This window comes from Pseudoalteromonas ulvae UL12 (genome assembly GCF_014925405.1).
Lineage (GTDB): Bacteria > Pseudomonadota > Gammaproteobacteria > Enterobacterales > Alteromonadaceae > Pseudoalteromonas > Pseudoalteromonas ulvae.
This window is the reverse complement of record NZ_AQHJ01000035.1, coordinates 576,449-595,867: the sequence shown is the minus strand read 5'-3', so window position 1 is coordinate 595,867 and position 19,419 is coordinate 576,449. Positions and strand designations below refer to the sequence as shown.

General features: G+C 41.5%; 18 protein-coding genes. 14 read left to right on the top strand and 4 right to left on the bottom strand.

Going from position 1 to position 19,419, the window contains the following annotated elements; translation table 11 throughout:
• Positions 1-12: 12 nt before the first annotated feature.
• Together PULV_RS20695 and PULV_RS20690 are read right to left on the bottom strand one after the other, a co-directional pair.
• Entirely contained in the window at positions 13-1,203 is a 1,191-nt protein-coding gene (locus tag PULV_RS20695; RefSeq protein WP_193332544.1) for an efflux RND transporter periplasmic adaptor subunit, read from the bottom strand.
• 59 nt (positions 1,204-1,262) lie between these two features.
• Positions 1,263-1,613, bottom strand: coding sequence for a hypothetical protein (locus PULV_RS20690; RefSeq protein WP_193332543.1), 351 nt, complete (start codon positions 1,611-1,613; stop codon positions 1,263-1,265).
• Positions 1,614-1,829: 216 nt separating this feature from the next.
• On the opposite strand from PULV_RS20690, the gene PULV_RS20685 reads away from it, so the two are divergent.
• On the top strand, positions 1,830-5,480 hold the full coding sequence (locus PULV_RS20685) for a pilus assembly protein (protein WP_193332542.1): 3,651 nt from the start codon (positions 1,830-1,832) through the stop codon (positions 5,478-5,480).
• Positions 5,481-5,508: 28 nt separating this feature from the next.
• Positions 5,509-5,802 (top strand): TapY2 family type IVa secretion system protein, encoded by a 294-nt coding sequence (locus PULV_RS20680; RefSeq protein ID WP_086742125.1) that lies wholly within the window; start codon positions 5,509-5,511, stop codon positions 5,800-5,802.
• A 30-nt stretch (positions 5,803-5,832) separates the two neighbouring features.
• Here the strand turns inward: PULV_RS20680 and PULV_RS20675 are convergent, their stop codons facing one another.
• Positions 5,833-6,720 (bottom strand): cation diffusion facilitator family transporter, encoded by an 888-nt coding sequence (locus tag PULV_RS20675; protein WP_086742126.1) that lies wholly within the window; start codon positions 6,718-6,720, stop codon positions 5,833-5,835.
• 221 nt (positions 6,721-6,941) lie between these two features.
• On the opposite strand from PULV_RS20675, the gene PULV_RS20670 reads away from it, so the two are divergent.
• Together PULV_RS20670 and PULV_RS20665 are read left to right on the top strand one after the other, a co-directional pair.
• Positions 6,942-8,159: a M24 family metallopeptidase gene (locus PULV_RS20670; protein ID WP_193332541.1), complete on the top strand. Its 1,218-nt coding sequence runs from the start codon at positions 6,942-6,944 to the stop codon at positions 8,157-8,159.
• 167 nt (positions 8,160-8,326) lie between these two features.
• On the top strand, positions 8,327-9,841 hold the full coding sequence (locus PULV_RS20665; RefSeq protein WP_193332540.1) for a leucyl aminopeptidase: 1,515 nt from the start codon (positions 8,327-8,329) through the stop codon (positions 9,839-9,841).
• Positions 9,842-9,855: 14 nt separating this feature from the next.
• On the opposite strand, the gene PULV_RS20660 is transcribed toward PULV_RS20665, so the two are convergent.
• Positions 9,856-10,479, bottom strand: a complete 624-nt coding sequence (locus PULV_RS20660) for a type 2 periplasmic-binding domain-containing protein (RefSeq protein ID WP_193332539.1) — start codon at positions 10,477-10,479, stop codon at positions 9,856-9,858.
• A gap of 217 nt (positions 10,480-10,696) precedes the next feature.
• On the opposite strand from PULV_RS20660, the gene PULV_RS20655 reads away from it, so the two are divergent.
• From PULV_RS20655 to PULV_RS20610, 10 genes are all read left to right on the top strand, one after another.
• A complete protein-coding gene (locus PULV_RS20655; protein ID WP_193332538.1) occupies positions 10,697-11,110 on the top strand; it encodes a GFA family protein in 414 nt (137 codons plus the stop codon).
• A gap of 84 nt (positions 11,111-11,194) precedes the next feature.
• Positions 11,195-11,878 carry a tRNA (adenine(22)-N(1))-methyltransferase gene (locus PULV_RS20650; RefSeq protein ID WP_193332537.1) on the top strand — a complete coding sequence of 228 codons (684 nt, stop codon included), beginning with the start codon at positions 11,195-11,197 and terminating at the stop codon, positions 11,876-11,878.
• Positions 11,823-12,461 (top strand): NUDIX hydrolase, encoded by a 639-nt coding sequence (locus PULV_RS20645; RefSeq protein WP_319609073.1) that lies wholly within the window; start codon positions 11,823-11,825, stop codon positions 12,459-12,461. Before PULV_RS20650 ends, PULV_RS20645 begins: the two co-directional genes overlap by 56 nt.
• Complete coding sequence (locus tag PULV_RS20640; RefSeq protein ID WP_193332535.1) at positions 12,458-13,213, top strand: ribonuclease H family protein; 756 nt, start codon at positions 12,458-12,460, stop codon at positions 13,211-13,213. The genes PULV_RS20645 and PULV_RS20640 overlap by 4 nt, the downstream gene beginning before the upstream one ends.
• A 147-nt stretch (positions 13,214-13,360) precedes the next feature.
• Positions 13,361-13,957: a hypothetical protein gene (locus PULV_RS20635; protein WP_086742133.1), complete on the top strand. Its 597-nt coding sequence runs from the start codon at positions 13,361-13,363 to the stop codon at positions 13,955-13,957.
• A 70-nt stretch (positions 13,958-14,027) separates the two neighbouring features.
• The gene (locus PULV_RS20630) at positions 14,028-14,414 is read left to right on the top strand and encodes a hypothetical protein (protein ID WP_193332534.1); all 387 of its coding nucleotides are present in this window, start codon (positions 14,028-14,030) and stop codon (positions 14,412-14,414) included.
• A 24-nt stretch (positions 14,415-14,438) separates the two neighbouring features.
• Positions 14,439-15,704 carry a TMEM143 family protein gene (locus PULV_RS20625; protein WP_227009447.1) on the top strand — a complete coding sequence of 422 codons (1,266 nt, stop codon included), beginning with the start codon at positions 14,439-14,441 and terminating at the stop codon, positions 15,702-15,704.
• Between the two features lie 47 nt (positions 15,705-15,751).
• On the top strand, positions 15,752-16,765 hold the full coding sequence (locus PULV_RS20620; RefSeq protein ID WP_193332533.1) for a LacI family DNA-binding transcriptional regulator: 1,014 nt from the start codon (positions 15,752-15,754) through the stop codon (positions 16,763-16,765).
• A gap of 31 nt (positions 16,766-16,796) precedes the next feature.
• Positions 16,797-18,029: a glycosyltransferase gene (locus PULV_RS20615; protein ID WP_193332532.1), complete on the top strand. Its 1,233-nt coding sequence runs from the start codon at positions 16,797-16,799 to the stop codon at positions 18,027-18,029.
• 151 nt (positions 18,030-18,180) lie between these two features.
• Positions 18,181-19,407 carry a threonine/serine exporter family protein gene (locus PULV_RS20610; protein WP_086743156.1) on the top strand — a complete coding sequence of 409 codons (1,227 nt, stop codon included), beginning with the start codon at positions 18,181-18,183 and terminating at the stop codon, positions 19,405-19,407.
• Positions 19,408-19,419 lie beyond the last annotated feature (12 nt).

Below are 19,419 nucleotides of genomic sequence, written 5' to 3'. Positions count from 1 at the left end.
TTGCTTCCTTAATTAATGGTTGTGTGTATCAAAATTAGCTTTTGCAAATTCAGAGGCGATAAAAAAAGCCCCAGATCCGGCATAACGAACACCAGGCGCAAGGCCACTGATTTCGACTCTATCTGCGAATGCTTCCACATATTCAACTTCTTGGCGAATGAACATGCCTTGTTCAGTCTCGACCATGAGTTGCCAATCGCCATCTGCTGCACGAGTTAAGGCACCGCGTGGTACAAGCAGTTTTTTATCTTGGCTTTGAACCCTAAACACCACATCTACAAATAATCCGCCATGTAATTGGTGGGACTGATTATTAACGTTTAAGCGAATGACTTTCGTTCGCGTAATGGGATCGATTGTATGAGATTCTTGAATGACGATGGCAGGAAACTGCTTTGAATCATAAAGAACTGTAGCTTGCATTCCTTTAGCAATACCTGTAGAGATACTTGGCGCAAAACGAGCTTCAACCCATAACTCCCGTTCATCTGACAACACCATAATTTTGTCGCCAGCGGCAACGCGCTGCCCTTGTGAAAAATCATCATTGGCCACCACGCCAGATTGCTCTGCAGTCAAGGTAAACAGGCCTAAATCTGTCATCTTGCCATTGTTTAATTGCTCAATGATCTTATCACTTAACCCTAATGCTTTAAGTTTACCCAATGAAGCATTAAATTGAGTTCGGGCACTAAATTGCTCGCTGTCACTGACGGTTCCAACGGGTAATTGCCGTATACGATGCCACGTTGCAGAGTTCACTAAATACTCAGCTTGTGATTGCGCAATTGATTCACTAAACAAAGTAACCAAAGCTTGGCCTTCATCAACATGATCACCCAGCGAAACATGACGTTTCATAATCACTGAATCTGTACGTGAAGAAACGATGTAGCTTTTATAGCCATTCGATTTAACTTCACCCACAGCAGTGAATGAATGTGTTAATGGCTCAAATGACAAGGTACGGACTGCAATATTCCCATGCTTTTTTTGCATCTGGGATAAAGTGAGTGAAACCGGCTCTTCGTCATGATGCGCATGCTCGGCTTCATTCGCTTCGTTGGCAAAAACAGCTTTTGTATTAAGTGCTAAAACCAGCAATCCGATAGGGATAATGTGAGTGAACAACAGGTATAAGGTGTCTTGGAGTGAGTGCCATACAATTGGCATCAAACCAAATGTAAATATTGGTCTTTTCATTATAATTCTCAATTAATCAAATAGTTAAAAGTATAAAACTCTAAATAAAATAGGATTAATTAAGCAATTGGAGGGCGATAAACGTTTTGGCTTATGTGTTGTTTATTCGAGTGAAAATACAAATATTTATGCTCAAACTGAACTAGTTTACAAAAAGAATGTGCACTGTGCGTATTCCACTGACTATGAGAGCCATGACAATGGCCGCAGTGATGACAATCTTGGCTATCATGGTTTAAGTTTTCTGCAAAAGCGGGTTTATCAGCGAGCACATCGTCTTGAAAATGGGCATGTGCTAATTCTAAATGAGTAGGAGGATCTTGATGAACTTGATTCGCGACCACCACAGTACTCAATGACTGCAACACAATCATAAAAATAAAGGTTAGAAGCGTAACTTTCTGTGGCATAGGACAATTTAATCTTCATCAAGTGCGACAACCTTAACCAGCAATGTCATCTCTGTCAATTGTCTCTATCGAAAATCAAATTTCCAAGGCTCGAGTTACGCTGACTCATTCTATTTTTAGGGTTGAAATCGGCTCGAATTTATTGCAGGCCGTGTAATTACTTCTACACTCAAAACAGTTGTGTTGCTTTATTTCCAACGGTATCTGAGGCTCAAAATGGCTAAATTGAAGTATGGATTGATCTTAACTGGTTTGCTTTTAACAAGTAGCGTCCTGAGTGAAGACATTGAACTGTATATTGGAGATAAAAAAGTACAATTTGACACTAAACCTCAAGTACTAATTATTTTTGATAACTCGGGCAGTATGGGCACAAAAATACAAACCGTTGCTGGATATGATCCCCTTGAAACCTACCCCGTCGTCTCTTCTTTTGACAACTCCCTGAACGAAGACTTTGTCTACTTTACCATCGGAAGCGGGGTTGATAATGAGCTCCCCCGTACAGATAAAAATAGCGACACTAAACGGTTTCACTCAAACGTCAATGGCTGTGATACCGCGCAACAATCCTTAAATAAGTATGGATTTTATACTGGTTTTATTCGTGAGCATCAATACAAAGGCAATACCGGCTCTTGGGTTGAGTTAAAAGAAAACTCAGGTGCAAGCACTATTTCTGCCCTTGATTGCCTTGATGATGTATTGGCAGAAAATGGCGACAATACTGGGATGTCGCTCAAAATTGGCGGTAAAACCTATACTTCTGCAGACTCAATTTTACAAGGTTTGCCTGTTAATGGCGCCTCAAAAAACGCAAATAACTTTTATACTGGTGATACGACTCCAACAGCTGATGAGGTAACAAGTGCAACCAATGTCTTCAATGGAGGTCAGATTGTCACCCTGTATGATCCCAATTATTTACGTTGGTACCATGCTGAAGAAAAACAAACAGTTGAACTATCACGATTAAAAGTCGCTCAAGAAGCGATTACCACGGTATTAAACGCAACCCCTATTGTCGATTTTGGTTTGATGATTTTTAACCTTGATTATAAAGGTGAAGGCGTCCGGGATGGCGGCAGGATTATAGTACCGTTTGGCAACAAAAATGATGACGTCATTGCCAAAGTACAAGCCATAGAAGCCGAAACAAATACTCCCTTGTGTGAAACGCTAACCGAAGCATTTCGTTTTTTTGCAGGTCGTAGTGTGGTGTATGCGACAGAAGATACCAACTGCTCCAAAAATAGTTGTGGTTTTAGTTACACTGGCAATACCCCAGCCTATGACACCAGCATTATGTCTGGTTCAGAATACATTTCTCCATTTAAAGAAGGATGCGGCAGTAATGCATATGTCATTTTAGTCACCGATGGTGTGCCAACCGTCGACAATGATGCCGATGGATATGTGTCTTCACTGATTGCAACAAAAACAGATCCAAGTAATGCAACCACAAACACATCCCCCTATGGGTTTAAAGTCGGAAACAGTAACAGAACGAGTTATTTACCCAATCTTGCGCACTGGATGAACAACAATGATGTCAATACTAAGGTGTCAGGTGACCAAAACGTAAGTTTATATACCATCGGCTTTGGAGAAGGCGCCGAAGATGCCGAAGAGCTTTTACTTGAAGCGGCAACAAAAGGGGGGGGTAAATATTTCCCAGCCCGTTCTTCCATCGAATTATCACAAGCGTTCAGCCGTGCATTAAGTAAAATCCTCGAAGTAAATACCACCTTTACTTCACCTTCAGTTGCAAGTAACAATTTTGACAGAACTCGCAGTTTAGATTCTGTTTATTATGCGATGTTTTTACCTCAAGAAGGCGCACGTTGGCTCGGCAACCTAAAAAAACTCAGAATTAGTGGTACGACCGTTAAAGACCAAGATAATAAAGACGCAATTAATAATGAGGGGAATATAAAAGAAAATGCGCGTACGTTTTGGTTACCAAGCGATGAATCAGCCGATGGTAATCTTGTTACCGCAGGCGGCACTAACTTGATATTGACACAAACACAAAACCGCACCATTTATACCAACATAGGCACGGGCACCCCTCTGCCTATTTTTAGTAAAACCAATGCCTCTAGCTATGCTGGCGGCGATGCCGCCCTCGCATCTGTAATGAACACCAGTGAAGCAGAGCTTGCCAACTTATTTAACTGGACTCAAGGTTATGATGTAGACGATGACAACGGCAATCAAAACACGCAAGAAAAACGTGACGATATCATGGGAGATCCCCTCCACTCCAAGCCCTTGGCGATTAATTATGGTGATGGAAATGTTCGTATTTTAGTCGGCACGAACGCGGGTTTTGTTCACATGTTCAAAGATAATGGCGACACAGTTACCGAGGAATGGTCGTTTATTCCCTATGAGTTATACGGCAATTTAGCCACATTACGTGACAACACAGGCGGGCAAAAAGTGTATGGCATGGACGGCTCGCCAGCTGTGTATTTCGATGACAAAAATGATAACGGTGTTGTTGACCCAGGTGATCGTGTTTGGGCATATATAGGCATGCGCAGGGGTGGTTCTAGCTATTATGCTCTAGATATTTCAAAGCCTGATGCGCCTTCGATGTTATGGGGATCCCCGCTCACTCCCTCTGATCCGGGTTTTAACGAACTCGGGCAGTCTTGGTCGCGTCCAAAAGTGACCTTTATTGATATTGATGGGGCCGGAAATCTACCTGTACTGGTGATTGGAGCAGGATACGATTTAAATAAAGACAATGATGCCATCACCCCCGATTCATCAGGTCGAGGCTTATATATTGTCAATGCGCAAACCAAAGCGCTACTTTGGAGCCTGACACCTGCGAGTAGTAATGGAATTAACAAACAGTTTGATGGGTTGCATAGTGTCCCAAGTGATATCGCAACGTTAGATTCTGATTACGATGGGTATACCGATAGGCTTTATTTCACCGACTCTGGTGGTGACGTATGGCGCGTTGATATGCCTGGCTCAAATCCATTTGATGGAGATACTCCTTGGACTACGATTAAACTAGCCAGTTTAAGTAGTAGCAGTAGCCCAAATGACCGACGGTTTTTCTCACAGCCCGAAGTTGCTCGCACCTACTTCAGTAAAATCACTAAGAGTACTGTGACGGAAAATGGCGAAACCACCACCACGTATGCAAGAAAAACTCAGCCATACGAAGCTATTTTAGTGGGCAGTGGTAATCGTGCTCACCCTACTTATCGCAATACATCTGATGGCTTATTTATGCTCAGAGATGAAAACACAGTCACCAAATCATTTGTAAAAAGTGAGGATATTCCAGCTGTCATCACCATCGACAAACTCATGGATATCACCAACGATCCATTTGCAAATAGCTTATCCAACGCAGATGGCTTTAAAGAACTTGAAATCGATTTAGCCGCATTTAATGGTTGGAAATACTTACTCTCAAGTGGCGAAAAATCGTTATCTAAAGCCACCGTTGTAGGCGGAATTGCATACTACACGAGCTTTTTACCATCGGAAAATAATGATTTAGAACAATGTGTACTTGATGGTGGTGGGGGCTCTTTGTATGCGTTCCATCTTCACTACGGTACAAAGGTTTACGATAATCTAACCATCGATGTCGGTAATCGTGTTCCTGATACTCCACAGCTGTTTTTTGGTGACCACGATGGTAGCAGTCAGTTTCTGTTAATTGGTGTGGGTGCCGGAGAAGATGCCAGCGGCACTGTTCAAGCTAAATCCATTGTCACTAACTTAGTCCCAACTGATCTTGACGGTGATGGCAGGATTGATCTCGTCCAACAAGGTGCGGGGTTCTTTGGTTTAAAAACTCATCGGACTTATCTCTACCGAGAGCAAAAATAATGGTGAACTTACGTTTGAAGGTAGACTTATGAAATACTCAATCGCTCTAGCTCTGTTAGTGTTCATAGTGGGCGCACATGCAAAAGATCAACGTTACGCCTACAAGTGCCATGTTGAGACGATAGATAAACATCAAGGGATCATTGATGTGATGTCAAAGGTCAATAGTGACATAGCAGCAATTAAGTTGGCTTCAAAAAGTAAATTCAGCTGGCCTCAGCAGAAAAAACAAGCCATTGCTAAAGTGTATCAATGCATTCCTGCATCGGCTAAGTTTTCAAGTGTGACTGTCAATAAACTGGATGAAAATACACTTAGGTAATAAACATAAAGGTTGCGGCATAAGCTGTCGTTAGTGTTGACAGCCGCTTGCTTCTACCTGAAGCACTGAATCGCTCACTTTAAACTGAGTTTTAAGCATTTTTTCAATTTCGAACCGGCACATTTCATCGTGCTTTTCGATAGTACAAGCATGTTTTAATACAACGTGAGCACCTACTATAAAACGCTCATCGACAGCTTTTACGGTCAAGTTATGTACATTTTCGATATGCTCAATTTTCAGCATCGCTGCTTCAATTTTCTTCAGTGATGGCAAGCGCGGTTTTGCAAAAAGCAAACCTTTCAAACAATGGTAAATCAGTTTTAAGCCTGTAAACAAAACAAATACAGAAATCAACATGCTCGACAGTAAATCAACCACCAACCAACCCGTAAAATGAATAATCACACTGGCAATAAACGTCGAAACAGTCGACAGTAAATCAAAAAAGGTATGCAAAAATACCGCATAAACATTAATGCTGTCTTTACGTCCTTTATAAAGCACCCATGCCGCCGTAGCGTGAAACAAAAAGCCAATCGCGGCAACACTCGACATCACAAAAGTATTAATCGCAAGGGTTTCCCCATGGTGATGCTCGAAAAACCGCTCACTTCCTTTAAATATAATAAAACTGCTAATAAGTAGATACAGTGTGCCGTTTATCAAACCACCTGTAAGTTCTGCTTTTTGGTAACCATCATGATAGGTTTTAGCCAACTTCACCGCGACCGCAGATGCAATTAACGCGATAAACAAGGAGCTGTTGTGAATGAATAAATGGCCAGCATCCGCCAATACCGCTAACGAATTAGCATAATAAGCGCCAAACAACTGGATGATCATAAAGGTGCACGTAATAGCGAGTGCAATTAATAAACGTCGGCGGGAAGCCTGATGAGTGGTTATATCTGTCATTAAGAAAAAAGAGGCCTTTGCCAAACAGTGTTCAATTAGTATCAATTATGGCAAGGAGTGACGTCTTGCAAATTAAATATGTTATATAGTCTCAATTGTATAAGTTAAGTAAGGCAAAAGCACTCTATATTTAGAATTTCGGCTCAAACTGTAGAAGATGGCTTTTTTTCAAACGTTTATCATGCTAAATTTCGCACATTGTATACAATTTGGAGTATAACATGACTATTGGTGTAGGTGGTTCAACCCCAGAACAAGAATTAGCAAATCTGACAGATATGACCTTGGACATTCGTCCGATCGAGGAAAGTGAGTATCAAGCACGGATCCTTCGAGCACAATCATTAATGAAACAAAACAATATCGCAGCCATGTACCTCGATGCAGGGACGAATCTATATTATTTTACTGGATTAAAATGGTATAAGAGTGAGCGAATGGTTGGCGCAATTCTTCCTGCTGAGGGAGAACTTGCTTTTATCGCGCCTTATTTTGAAGAGGGTTCATTACGCGACCACATGCTCATCCAAGGTCAATTTATTGGTTGGCAAGAGCACGAAAGCCCCTATGCTGTTTTTGCCGATACATTAACGAAGCTCAATATCACTCAAGGCCAAGTTGCTATAGATGAATCGGCTTCATTCTTCATTTTTGATGGTTTAAGAAAAGCTGCACCCGCGATGAGTTATGTCAATGCTGACATAATCACAGCAACTTGCCGCGAACAAAAGTCTGCAGCCGAAATAGCCTTAATGCAACGGGCTAAGGACATGACTCTCACGGTTCAAAAAGCGGCAGCGAGAATTTTAAAACCGGGTATCTCAACTCGTGAAGTCTCTGATTTTATTGACCAAGCACATCGTAAAGTAGGTGCAAAAGCGGGCTCGTCTTTTTGTATTGTCTTATTTGGTCTTGCCACTTCGTTTCCACATGGGGTCAAAGAAGCGCAAATATTGCAAGAAAATGACTGGGTGTTAATTGATACTGGGTGCCTAGTACAAGGATACAACTCAGATATCACTCGAACCTATGCGTATGGTCAAGCGACAGACGCACAAAAACGCGCGTGGCAAGCCGAAAAAGATGCACAAGTTGCGGCTTTTGAACAAGCACAAATTGGACATAGTTGTGGCTCTGTCGATGAAGCCGCAAGACGTGTTCTTGCCGATTATGGTTTCAGTCCTGATTATGATTTACCTGGGCTGCCTCATCGTACCGGTCACGGTTGTGGACTCGATATTCACGAATGGCCTTATTTGGTGAGAAATAACCCTAAACCACTGAGTGCCGGTATGGTATTTAGTAATGAGCCGATGCTTGTTATTGAGCATCAATTTGGCGTGCGTTTAGAGGACCACTTTTATATTTCTGAAGCGGGCCCCGTTTGGTTTACTGAGCCAGCGCATAGCGTCGACGATCCCTTTGGCTTAAACGCTTAAGCTGTTAAGGCTGAGTCGCTCCTCAGCCTTAACTTAAAAATAAATTAAATTTATCATTAAACGAGCTTTTTCACCGCACGCTTTACACCACTTGTCTTATATACATTTACTTTTCGCGAAATGATAACTAAAACATCGGCAATGAAACTTTTAGAAAAAGGCATCTTATGAAACTCTCTTTTTTAGCTGCAAGCTTAACACTGGGTGTAACCGCCCTTTCAACTCATGCAGAAACAATTAATTTCACCAATAAATTCACGGCACAAGCTGATTCATTGGTTGTCTTTGCCTCTGAAGATCAGCAGAGCACTCAATTTAAAGAGTTTGATGCATTAACTAAGGGTCAACTTAGTAAAGCGATCGCCGCCAATAAATTCGAAGGTAAGTTTGGCCAAAAAGTCGAGATTATCGCGCCTGCGAATTTAGACTACCAGCGCGTGGTCATTGTTGGTTTAGGCCAACAAACAAAACTTGATACTGCTGCAGTCACACGTTTAGGCGGGCAACTGTCAGCCAAGCTTAATCAAGATACAATCGAAACAATTCACATTGCGGCGGATAACTTAACCACGGCCAGCAATACTTCGTTTGGCGCTCAATTAGCTCACGGTATCAACTTACGTGCCTACAAGTTTGAACAGTATCACAGCAAAAAACGAACTCTGAAAACGTACGCAATCGATACTGAAACGGCTGATATCGATAAATCAGCTTACCAAAAGCTGGTTAATTTAGAAAAAGCGGTGTTTTTTGCCCGTGATTTAACTAATGAAACCGCTTCCGCAATGACACCAGCCATGTTTGCTAAAGAAGCGATGAAACTCAAAAAGCTGGGGGTCGAAGTAAAAGTACTGGAACCTAAGCAGCTCAAAAAATTAGGTATGGGTGCACTTGAAGCAGTCGGACGTGGAAGTAAAGAAGGTTCACGCTTAATCATTGCTCATTACAAAGGAAGCGATGATGCACCTATCGCATTAGTCGGTAAAGGTATCACTTTTGATTCTGGTGGCTACAGCTTGAAAACCGGAGCATCTATTGCCCGTATGAAGTCTGATATGGCAGGTGCTGCAGCGGTTCTTGCAACGGTAAAAGCATTAGCGCTGAATAAAAGTGATAAAAACGTAGTGGCCGTGATGGGAATGGCGGCAAACATGGTCTCTGAGCATTCTATTGCGCCAGGCGATGTTGTCACAACAGCTGAAGGCTTAACAGTTGAAGTCGTTAATACTGATGCTGAAGGTCGTTTAGTGCTAAGCGATGCTATGTGGTATGCCCGTGAATACTTCAAGCCAGCAATTATGGTCGATGTAGCTACATTAACAGGTTCAAAAGTCCGTGCATTAGGCAATGAGTATGCTGCTATTTTTTCTGAAGATGATCAGCTTGTAGAGCAACTCACTTATGCCGGTAAACAAGTCAATGAAAATCTATGGCGTTTACCATTAGGTTACAAAGACGCGTTAAAAACGGATATTGCAGATCTGAAAAACATCGGTTCGTATGGTCCTGGTGCTACGACAGCGGCCTCATTCTTACAACACTTTAGCGGTGATGTGCGTTGGGTTCATTTAGATATTGCTGGTAATGCACTGGCGAGCAAAGCCAAAGACGAAGTCCCAACTGGCGGTACTGGTTTTGGCGTGCGCTTATTGAATGAATGGATTGAATCTAAAGCAAAATAGATTGGTTTAGATTATTAACCGCGTTTAAAGGCAGCTTTAAGCGCGGTTAATTGACCGTGATCCATCTCTTTGTGGCATGCAAAATACAAATCACTTTTTACTGCTTCTATTCTGAAAATAGGCTGTAATTTTAGTAAGCTGGTATCAACAGTCTTTCGAAAATTAAACTGCTCTTCATTTAACACCAGTAGTTCGACTATATCCTTACGAGTATCAATCAGATCGTAAATTTTATCGAAATTATCAATCACAATGAGGTTCGATAACTCAGAAAAACCTTCATCCTTTAAATAGTGATGACTAAAGTTGTCACGCACAACGGCGATTTTGTATGCTTTTGCTTGCTCAATAGAATTAAGCGCAATATCACTGCCTTCAAGAGCATAAAACGAGGCATTAAACCCATGCAGTTTTGCCACCCATGCAAATTTATCTTCTCTTGCCGCGATGCGAGCCAGAGAAAAAACACAGGTATTGCGAACTCGCAATGCAGCATTGTAAGCCACTGACCACGGATATACCGTCAAGGTATAATCTATATTTGCAGATTGTAATGCTTGCTCCACTTTTTTGGTTGATAAGCCTATTAGCTGACCTTCAGAGTTTAGATATTGAAAGTTTGGAAAAATTTCTGTCACGATATTAATCTTGGCAAAGGTGGAGGAGCTAAATAACAGCGATAACACGCAATAAAAGAAAATTTTCATAACTGTGGATTTTAATGAATCATTATCCTCAGCATAGTTTAAAAAGAATGCTTTTCATATTAATTGTTACAAAACAATAACAACGATTCACTGCTTGCTTATTTTCATTCATACTAGCCAACTAATTGAGTTCTCCAATGGTTAATTTATGCTTATTCAAGGTCGTTGTTTATGTGGTGCTATTGCTGTTGAAATTAACGGTGACATATCAGATATCATTCACTGTCATTGTTCTTTATGCCGCAAATCAAGTGGCACGGCATACGCTACAAATGGTTTTATTAATAGCAGCGAGTTTTCTATCACTCAAGGTCAGGCTTTACTGAGTTCATATGAAGTAAAACCTGGCAAAGAGCGCCATTTTTGCTCTCGTTGCGGCTCGCCAATTTACAGCTCTAACCGTGAAAACCCGCAAAAGCTGCGCATCAGATTAGGCTTGATTGATACCCCTATCGAAGCGCGTCCTCTATCTCACAATTTTGTCAGTTCAAAAGCAACTTGGGACAACTTAGACGATACGTTACCCCGTTATGATGGCTTTGAACCTAGTAGAGAAAAATAACAAAGCCAACTAAGGGCGTTTCTCTCTTTCATTTTGAGTATTAATTTTATAAAGTGCCGCCATTCACATTCAGAACTGTCAGCGATGAAAATCAGTAAACGAATTAAGTGTATTGAACAACATATTCAAGACCATTATCAACACATATGGGATTGCTGCTGTGATCATGGCTTTTTAGGCGGATTATTACTCGAAACAAAACGCGCACCTCATATTCACTTTGTGGATATTGTGCCCAGTATTATGATCCAGCTCGAACGCCAACTCGAACAGTTCTTTCCTCTCAACACTCCTAGTGGTACATCTTGGCATGTTCACTGCCAAGATGTCGCAAGCATCGACCTTCAAGCGTTTAAACATGACGCGCATTTAGTTGTGATTGCAGGTGTTGGCGGGGAGTTAACGGCACATTTAGTCAAACATATCAGCCATGCTCACCCAGAGATTAATCTTGAGTTTTTACTTTGCCCAGTTAACCACTCTTATAAGCTCAGACACACTTTGATAAATGCTCGCCTTGGCCTAAAGAGCGAATTGTTAATCGAAGAAAAACAACGTTTTTATGAAGTCATTCACGTCAGTTCGTGTTCTGCAAAGCCCATCAGCCCTGTGGGTGATGGGCTGTGGCAATCAAACGAGGCTGCGCAGCACCACTACCTCACTAAACTCCTTAAACACTATAAAAAAAGTAGCCAGCAAAGCTCATTAGATAATGATGCTTATCTTGCGTATCAATCGCTCTATCATCAGCTTAACAACGCCCTTTAGCGATGTACTCATTTCATTTATACTGGCCACATTGTTGATTATTATTGAAACTATGCAATTACTTAAACAAACCCGCCATCCTGATGCGATTTCTTGCCCCGCATCAACAGTGCTGCGCACCGCTACCCGCGCGATTGTAATGCGAGGTGAGGACATATTACTTCTTTACACAAAACGGTATGACGATTATTCACTCCCAGGTGGAGGCGTGAACGAAGGCGAATCGCTATCTGATGGTCTAAAACGAGAACTGGCCGAAGAAACAGGCGCATCCGACATTGAGATATTAGAAGAATTTGGCTTATACCGTGAATGGCGACCTTGGCATAAAGCCCCCTACAAAACGGTGCAAATGGACTCTTATTGTTATGTGTGTCGCATTGCAGAGACCTTAGCAGAAGCGCAATTTGAGGCGCACGAAATTAATAATGGAATGAAAGCGTTATGGATTAACATTCACCATGCTATCGCTCACAATCATCACATTATCCAACACAGTGACCGTAAAGGACTCTCCATAGAACGCGAAACTTATTTGTTAGAGCTTATCGCTTCGCAGTTATTAAAAACAGGATCAGCATGAGTAAGAAATTTTATGTGGTGTGGCAAGGCATAAAACCAGGGATTTATCAAAACTGGGCCGATGCAAAGCAGCAAATTGATGGGCAAAAAAACGCTCAGTTTATGGGTTTCACGTCTGAGCAAGAAGCCAAAAAAGCATTCAGCGCACCTTATAGTCACGCGCTCAAAGCCCGTAGCAAAACCGCCCCGACAACGAAGAAATCACCTGCCCATGTCGACAAAGCAAAGTCTGCACACCCGATCCACATTTACAGTGATGGCGCATGCTCGCCAAACCCTGGTAAATCTGGAACAGGCATTGCTATCTACCAACAAGGAACACTGACTGATTTATGGTATGGGTTATACAATGCCAATGGCACAAATAATACCGCTGAGTTATTAGGTCTCTTGATGGCTTTTCGTATGGCTGAAAATTTTATCAGTCGAGGTTTGACTGTAGATGTACTGTCTGACTCTAAATATTCCATTGATTGTATTACAAAATGGGCCGCTGGTTGGCAAAAAAAAGGCTGGACTCGCGGTAAAGGAGAAGAAATTAAAAACCTGCCTCTGATTCAAGAATGCTTTGCGCTTTACCTAACACTTAAAGATAAAATCAGTGTCAGTTATGTCAAAGGCCATGCCAATATCGAAGGCAATGAACTCGCTGATAGAATGGCTGTTTATGCAAGAAATCAAAAACAAGTCGAATTAATTCCCTATAAAGCAAGTTTAGATATTCAAACAATCCTTGCGATGCCTTCTGGTTAACATAATTAATTCAACAACTTACTTAAATTTAACATCTCTTTAGTTCAAATTTAAGTAAAAATCAAGGCTCCACAGGCACAAAATATAGACTATTTCATCGATTTCTTTATAATTGTTTCAGATTTAACAACGAAAGCGATGGCCTAAATGGAATTTTCAAGCGAAGAACTTGCTTTTTTTAAACATGTTTTTCGAGATAATGACCCCCAGTCAAATCTCGAAAATCATAAACTCACCGTGCAAACTCACGTACCCAATAACTTGTCTGCCATTTTAGAAAATGCCAAGCTCAGCTTGCTAGCTGAGATCAGTCATTATCAGTTATGGTTTCCGTTATCACTGCAAGTAGATGAATTTGGAGAGTTTAAAACCAAGCTAGGCACGCCTGAAGTCATTGATGTCAATGGAATTGAACGTAGCTGGCGTATTGATGCCCCAGAAAATGTCACCATCTTTGATGAACATAACCAACAAAAATATGACGTGCTTTCACTTTCAAGTACCGGTGTCACCCTAAGGCCACAAGATACAACGTATTTACAGCAATCCTTAGATAAGCAATCGCTGCACATTAATTTGCCCGACCTCGGCTCGGTGAAGCTAAAACTTGAACCCGTCAGAAGTCAAGACAACACAATCAGTGCTCGTTTCCAACAACTTGATGCTGGCCGTGAGCGCTTACGAAAGTTTCTTTTCAATGTACACCGTAGCCGTTATTCGCATTTGTATCATGACTTAAAATAACGCATCGCTGTTATATAGCCACTTCGCAGTAATTGGGGTAGACTCTGCGGCCAACCAAAAAGGGCTAAATATGATCGAACAATTACGTACCCACTTAGAGCAGCTTGGTGAACCTTTCGTCGAAAAAAATGCTGCATTTAAAATTAAAGTCATTCCCGTTTTTTGTGCGATATCAATCAAAAAAGATCATAAAAATGAGGGGAAACTCACTTTTTATTCGAATCAATTAGTCGAAATTTTACTTATCTGCCTGTTTTTACTATTTGGCTTGGCCATTTTCAATCCCCAAGAAGGCTTAACTCAAGGCCCGATTCAGTTAGCTATTTCTGCGCTGATGAGCCTAAATTTACTCATTAAACAAATCGCCATTGAGTCACTGAAAACTCGCCTTTTTCATTGCCACATAATGAATAATCAAGTCGTTGAAAACGAAAAAAAATCAGCAGAAATACACTAAATTAGTTATAGTGACGTTCAGTAAATGATCAATCAGCTAGCGACCATGATAAAGCCAGTAAACGCGCCAGAAAATTATATTCCATTGACGAAAGTAGACATAAAATCCCTTTGCCAAGAGTCCTTGCCCGCTGAATGTCATGCTGAATTCTCTGCATTTTGCTTGCTGTTAGAACACACCCTTCACTACGAACACTATCAATTACTCAATACACTGAAAGAAAATTATGCGCCTTTTGATCCAAACAAGGACACCCTCGATTTACAGCAATTAACTGATGAACAACGAGATGTGGCGCAAACACATTTCAATCATGCGTTTACCCAAGTGTTAAATAAAGCCAATTTTGAACAAATCACCGCGGATGACTTAACACAAGCTCTCAATGAAGAAAGCTTGTTTAAAGTCCGCCTAGAAGTCAATTTTGACGACTTTGCGCATATGGTTTTTTACCGTCGTGGTGAGCAACAAAAAACAGAAACCATCCGCTCATGGTGGGGATTGCGTAAACAAACAATCCAATTTACTAATTATGATCGGGTTGCTGTTTATATTCAGTTTAAAGATGCAGCCTATTTTGCCAAAACCAAACGCACATTACTTGGCTTTGAACCGGGTGCCACGATTATCAAATTATTTCAAAATGTGCCAAAAGCTGATTTAGAAATGCTGTTTCCTAACTCTCAAGTAAGAATGCGCCCCATTGATAAGCTGGTCATTGGTGGTTCAGCTATTATTGGTGGAGCCGTTGTATTAATTACTAAATTGGGCGCATCGTTATTATTACTGTTTGCGTTGTTTTCGTATTGGTTTGGTTTATCTGATCAGCCGGTCACTTTGAACCAACAACAATTAATCGCTCTTGGGATAGGCTGTGCTATTTTTGGCAGTTTTATTTTTAAAGAGTGGAGCAAGTTTAAAAACCGTAAAATTAAATTTATGAAAGCGCTTGCTGATAATTTATACGTAAAAAACTTAGATAATAACGCTGGTGTTTTTCATCATTTACTTGATAACGCACAAGATGAAGAATTTAAAGAAGCACTCCTTGCATATTCTGTGCTTGTAAAAGCGAATAGAAGCATGACCGCACAAGAAATTGATCAATCTATTGAAGATTGGCTCAAACAAAAGACCGGCGTAGATATTGACTTTGAAATTGATGATGCACTTCACAAACTCACCCGCTTATCATTAGTTATTCAACAATCCGAGCATTTTTATGCCCATCCACTCAGTGAGGCTAATCGTATTCTCGATACACAATGGGATAAGGTATTTGAATTTTAGTGATGGGATCCGTTACTATGCACTTTTAAGTCAACATTCCCCTACGCATGACTGAACCTCATACCAAGCAAAAAATCACTATTTTTGATGTTGCCCATGAAGCAGGTGTATCTAAATCCACCGTGTCATTGGTGTTAACTGACAGCGACAAAACATCCGATAAAACTAAACACAAAGTGCTCGCTGCCATTGATAAACTAGGGTATGTCTATAATCGTGATGCTGCCTCTTTACGCAGCAAACGCTCGAAAATTGTCGGGGTGTTAATCAACGATTTAACCAACCCCTACTCCGCTCAACTTGCTGTCGGTTTAGAGCGACACCTTCATCAACTAGGCATGTTACCTATGCTGATTAATAGTGATGAAAACTATCAGCGTCAAAAAGACACCGTGCGTACGTTACGTGAGTATAACGTCGCAGCCATAATTATGTGCCCAGCCCCTGGCACAGAAACCAACTGGGTTGATCAGTTAATTAGCTCCGGCTTACCTGTCATCAATATTATGCGAGAAGTGCCCTATTCAAATGCTCCAACTGTATTACCAGATAATCAAAAAGGCAGCCACCAAGCGACCAACCATCTGATTAATCAAGGGCTTAAAAATATTGCGTTTTTAGGTGGGACTGAAGATATTTCAGACTTTCATGAGCGACTCAATGGGTTTCATACCGCGATTAAACAAGCCAATATCGACGCAGGTCAATGCCCAGTGATTCAAGCACCCACGAATCGCCAAGGTGGCCGTGAAGGGATGAATCGTTTACTTGAGCACCATCCTCAATTACAAGGCGTTGTCTGTTTTAGCGATGTGATTGCGTACGGTGCCATTGAGAGCCTAAAAACCAGCCAGATCAGTGTCGGCGATCAAATTAAAATTATTGGCTTTGATGATTTGGCTGACTCAAGCTTAATGAGCCCAGCACTGACCACAGTTCGTATCGATGCAGACGAAATTGGTAAGCGTACTTGCCAAGTTTTATCCGAAATTTTACAAGGCACTCAACCTCCTGTTCGCACTTTAGTCGATGTGAACTTGAAAGTACGTGCCTCAGGTTAACCTCTCTCAATTAATGAATGAATCAATTACCATGAAAAAAGTGCTTGTCATTGGCTATGTGTGGCCTGAACCTAATTCGTCCGCTGCCGGATACCATATGATGTCCTTGCTGAAATTATTCAGACAGCAAAACTGGCAGGTCGAATTTGCCTCACCAGCCCAAACAACCGAGCATATGGTGAACCTTGCTGACGAAGGCATTACTCAACAAACCATTAGCCTCAACTGTGATAGTTTCAATGACTATATTACGGCATTCAATCCAGATATCGTGATGTTCGATCGTTTTATGATGGAAGAACAGTTTGGTTGGCGAGTCGACAAATATTGCCCTCATGCCATTAAAATTTTAGATACTGAAGATTTGCAGTGCTTGCGCGATGCTCGCCTTCAAGCGCATAAACAACAACGCCCATTTACTCCGGCTGATTTACATAGTGATCTCGCTAAGCGCGAAATAGCCGCGATTTTACGTTGTGATCTGTCCTTAATCATCTCAAGTTTTGAAATGCAATTACTAAACGATGTGTTTCATATTAATCCGCAACTTTTACACCATTTACCTTTTATGGTCAGCGCAGACAAAGTGCCTTCTAACACTCTTGAATTTGAACAAAGACAGCACTTTATGACCATTGGTAACTTTCGCCATGCGCCAAATTGGGATGCAGTGCTCTATTTACAGCAAATTTGGCCACTGATAAAAAAACAATTACCCCATGCTGAGCTGCATATTTATGGCTCTTACCCGCCCCCCAAAGCAACCGCGCTGCATAATCCCAAAACAGGATTTCTGATTAAAGGATGGGCCGAAAACGCCTATCAAGTGATGGAACAAGCCAAAGTGTGCCTTGCTCCGATTCGATTTGGTGCAGGTATCAAAGGTAAATTACTCGATGCAATGATAATGGGCACCCCAAGTGTGACCACCTCTATCGGAGCAGAGGGCATGCACAGTCAATTACCTTGGGGTGGCGCAATTGCAGACGAGCTCAGCCACTTTGCTGATGCCGCGGTATCTTTATATCAAGATGCTGACCTTTGGCACAAAGCCCAGCAACAGAGCAAGCAGATACTCAATACATTTTATCAAGCTGATGTTCTTGGGCCCAACCTTATCCAGCGCATTGAACAACTTAATGCCAATATGGCGGCGCATCGCCATGAAAATTTTCTCGGTGCTATGCTCAAACATCATACGATGGCGAGCACAAAGTATATGTCTCAGTGGATAACTGAAAAAAATAAGAAAGTCATCAATTAAATATTAAAATTAGTTAAATAAACATGGACAGCAGAATTAATCACACTACAATCCGCTGCGTGAATTGTTCTGCCGTTTATTTAAGCCTTAATGGCTATTTTAAGTAGCGGAGCACTTAATTTAGACTTTATTACTTCGACTGGGAACCGTGTTGAAAACTGCGACATTTACCGAAAAAAGAAAATTCATAGTTAAACTAGGCAAAATGCTCCATAAATATGGTACGCCTGCCTACCGTCTTGAAGCGCACCTCACTGATGTGACGACTTTTTTAGGTCTTAAAGCGTCATTCATTATCATCCCAACTGCACTGACGTTTGTCATTTGGACAGATGGACATGAAGATGAATACACCCATGCTGCACGCGTCAATCCTGGCGACCTCGATTTAGGATCTTTATCACGCACTGATGAGTTAGTTGATCAATTATCCAAAGGCTTGCTGACGCTTAAAGAAGCCGATCAGCGCCTTGATGAAATTGACCAGATGCCCAATCCCCATAATAAAGTAACTATTGGTGTGGCTTTTAGTATGTCATCGGGTGCATTTGCCATGTTAATGGGCACCAGCTGGAACGATGTATTCTGGTCTGCATTAATAGGCATTTTGGTGTATCTGTTTGTAGTGTGGTCTGCTCGCTCTAAACGGGTCGCGCATATGCTTGAGCCCCTTGTCGCAATTGTGTCTGCGTTTGTCGCCTGTACGGTTGCAGCCTATATCGATCCGGCAATTAATATTCGGCTCGTAGTGTTATCTTCGATTATTGTATTTATACCGGGTTTAGCGCTGACGCTAGGTCTGGCTGAATTATCTGCACGCCATTTGGTGTCAGGTACAGCCCGAGTCATGGATGCGCTCATGTTGCTATTTAAGCTCTATTTTGGTGCTTTTTTAGGGGTTGCATTCGGCTTAGCGGCATTCGGTGAAGTCGAGTTTATAAAACCTGAGCCTATCCCAAAATGGACTGCGTGGCTCGCAATTGCAATATTATGTTCGAGTCTAATTGTCATTTTTAGAACCAAAGCCAAACATATAGTATGGTCAATCGCAGCCGGTTTTATTGCATACGGCGCAAGTTTATGGGGCGCCATTTACTTTGATTATGCATTAGGTGTATTTGTAGGTGCATTTGCGGTTGGTGTTTATAGCAACTTATTTACTCGCATTGCCAATGCGCCTGCGGTTATTGTGGCTATGCAGGGATTAATTGTACTGGTACCGGGTAGTAAAATTTATATTGGCTTAAATTCTTTGATTTCAGGGCAAAACTTTGTCAGTGCCGATCATATTGGCCAACAAACCTTTTTGATTCTGATGTCGCTAATTGCAGGCCTCATTTTTGCCAACGTGGCACTGCCACCTAAGAAAATCCTTTAAAACCACCGCCCT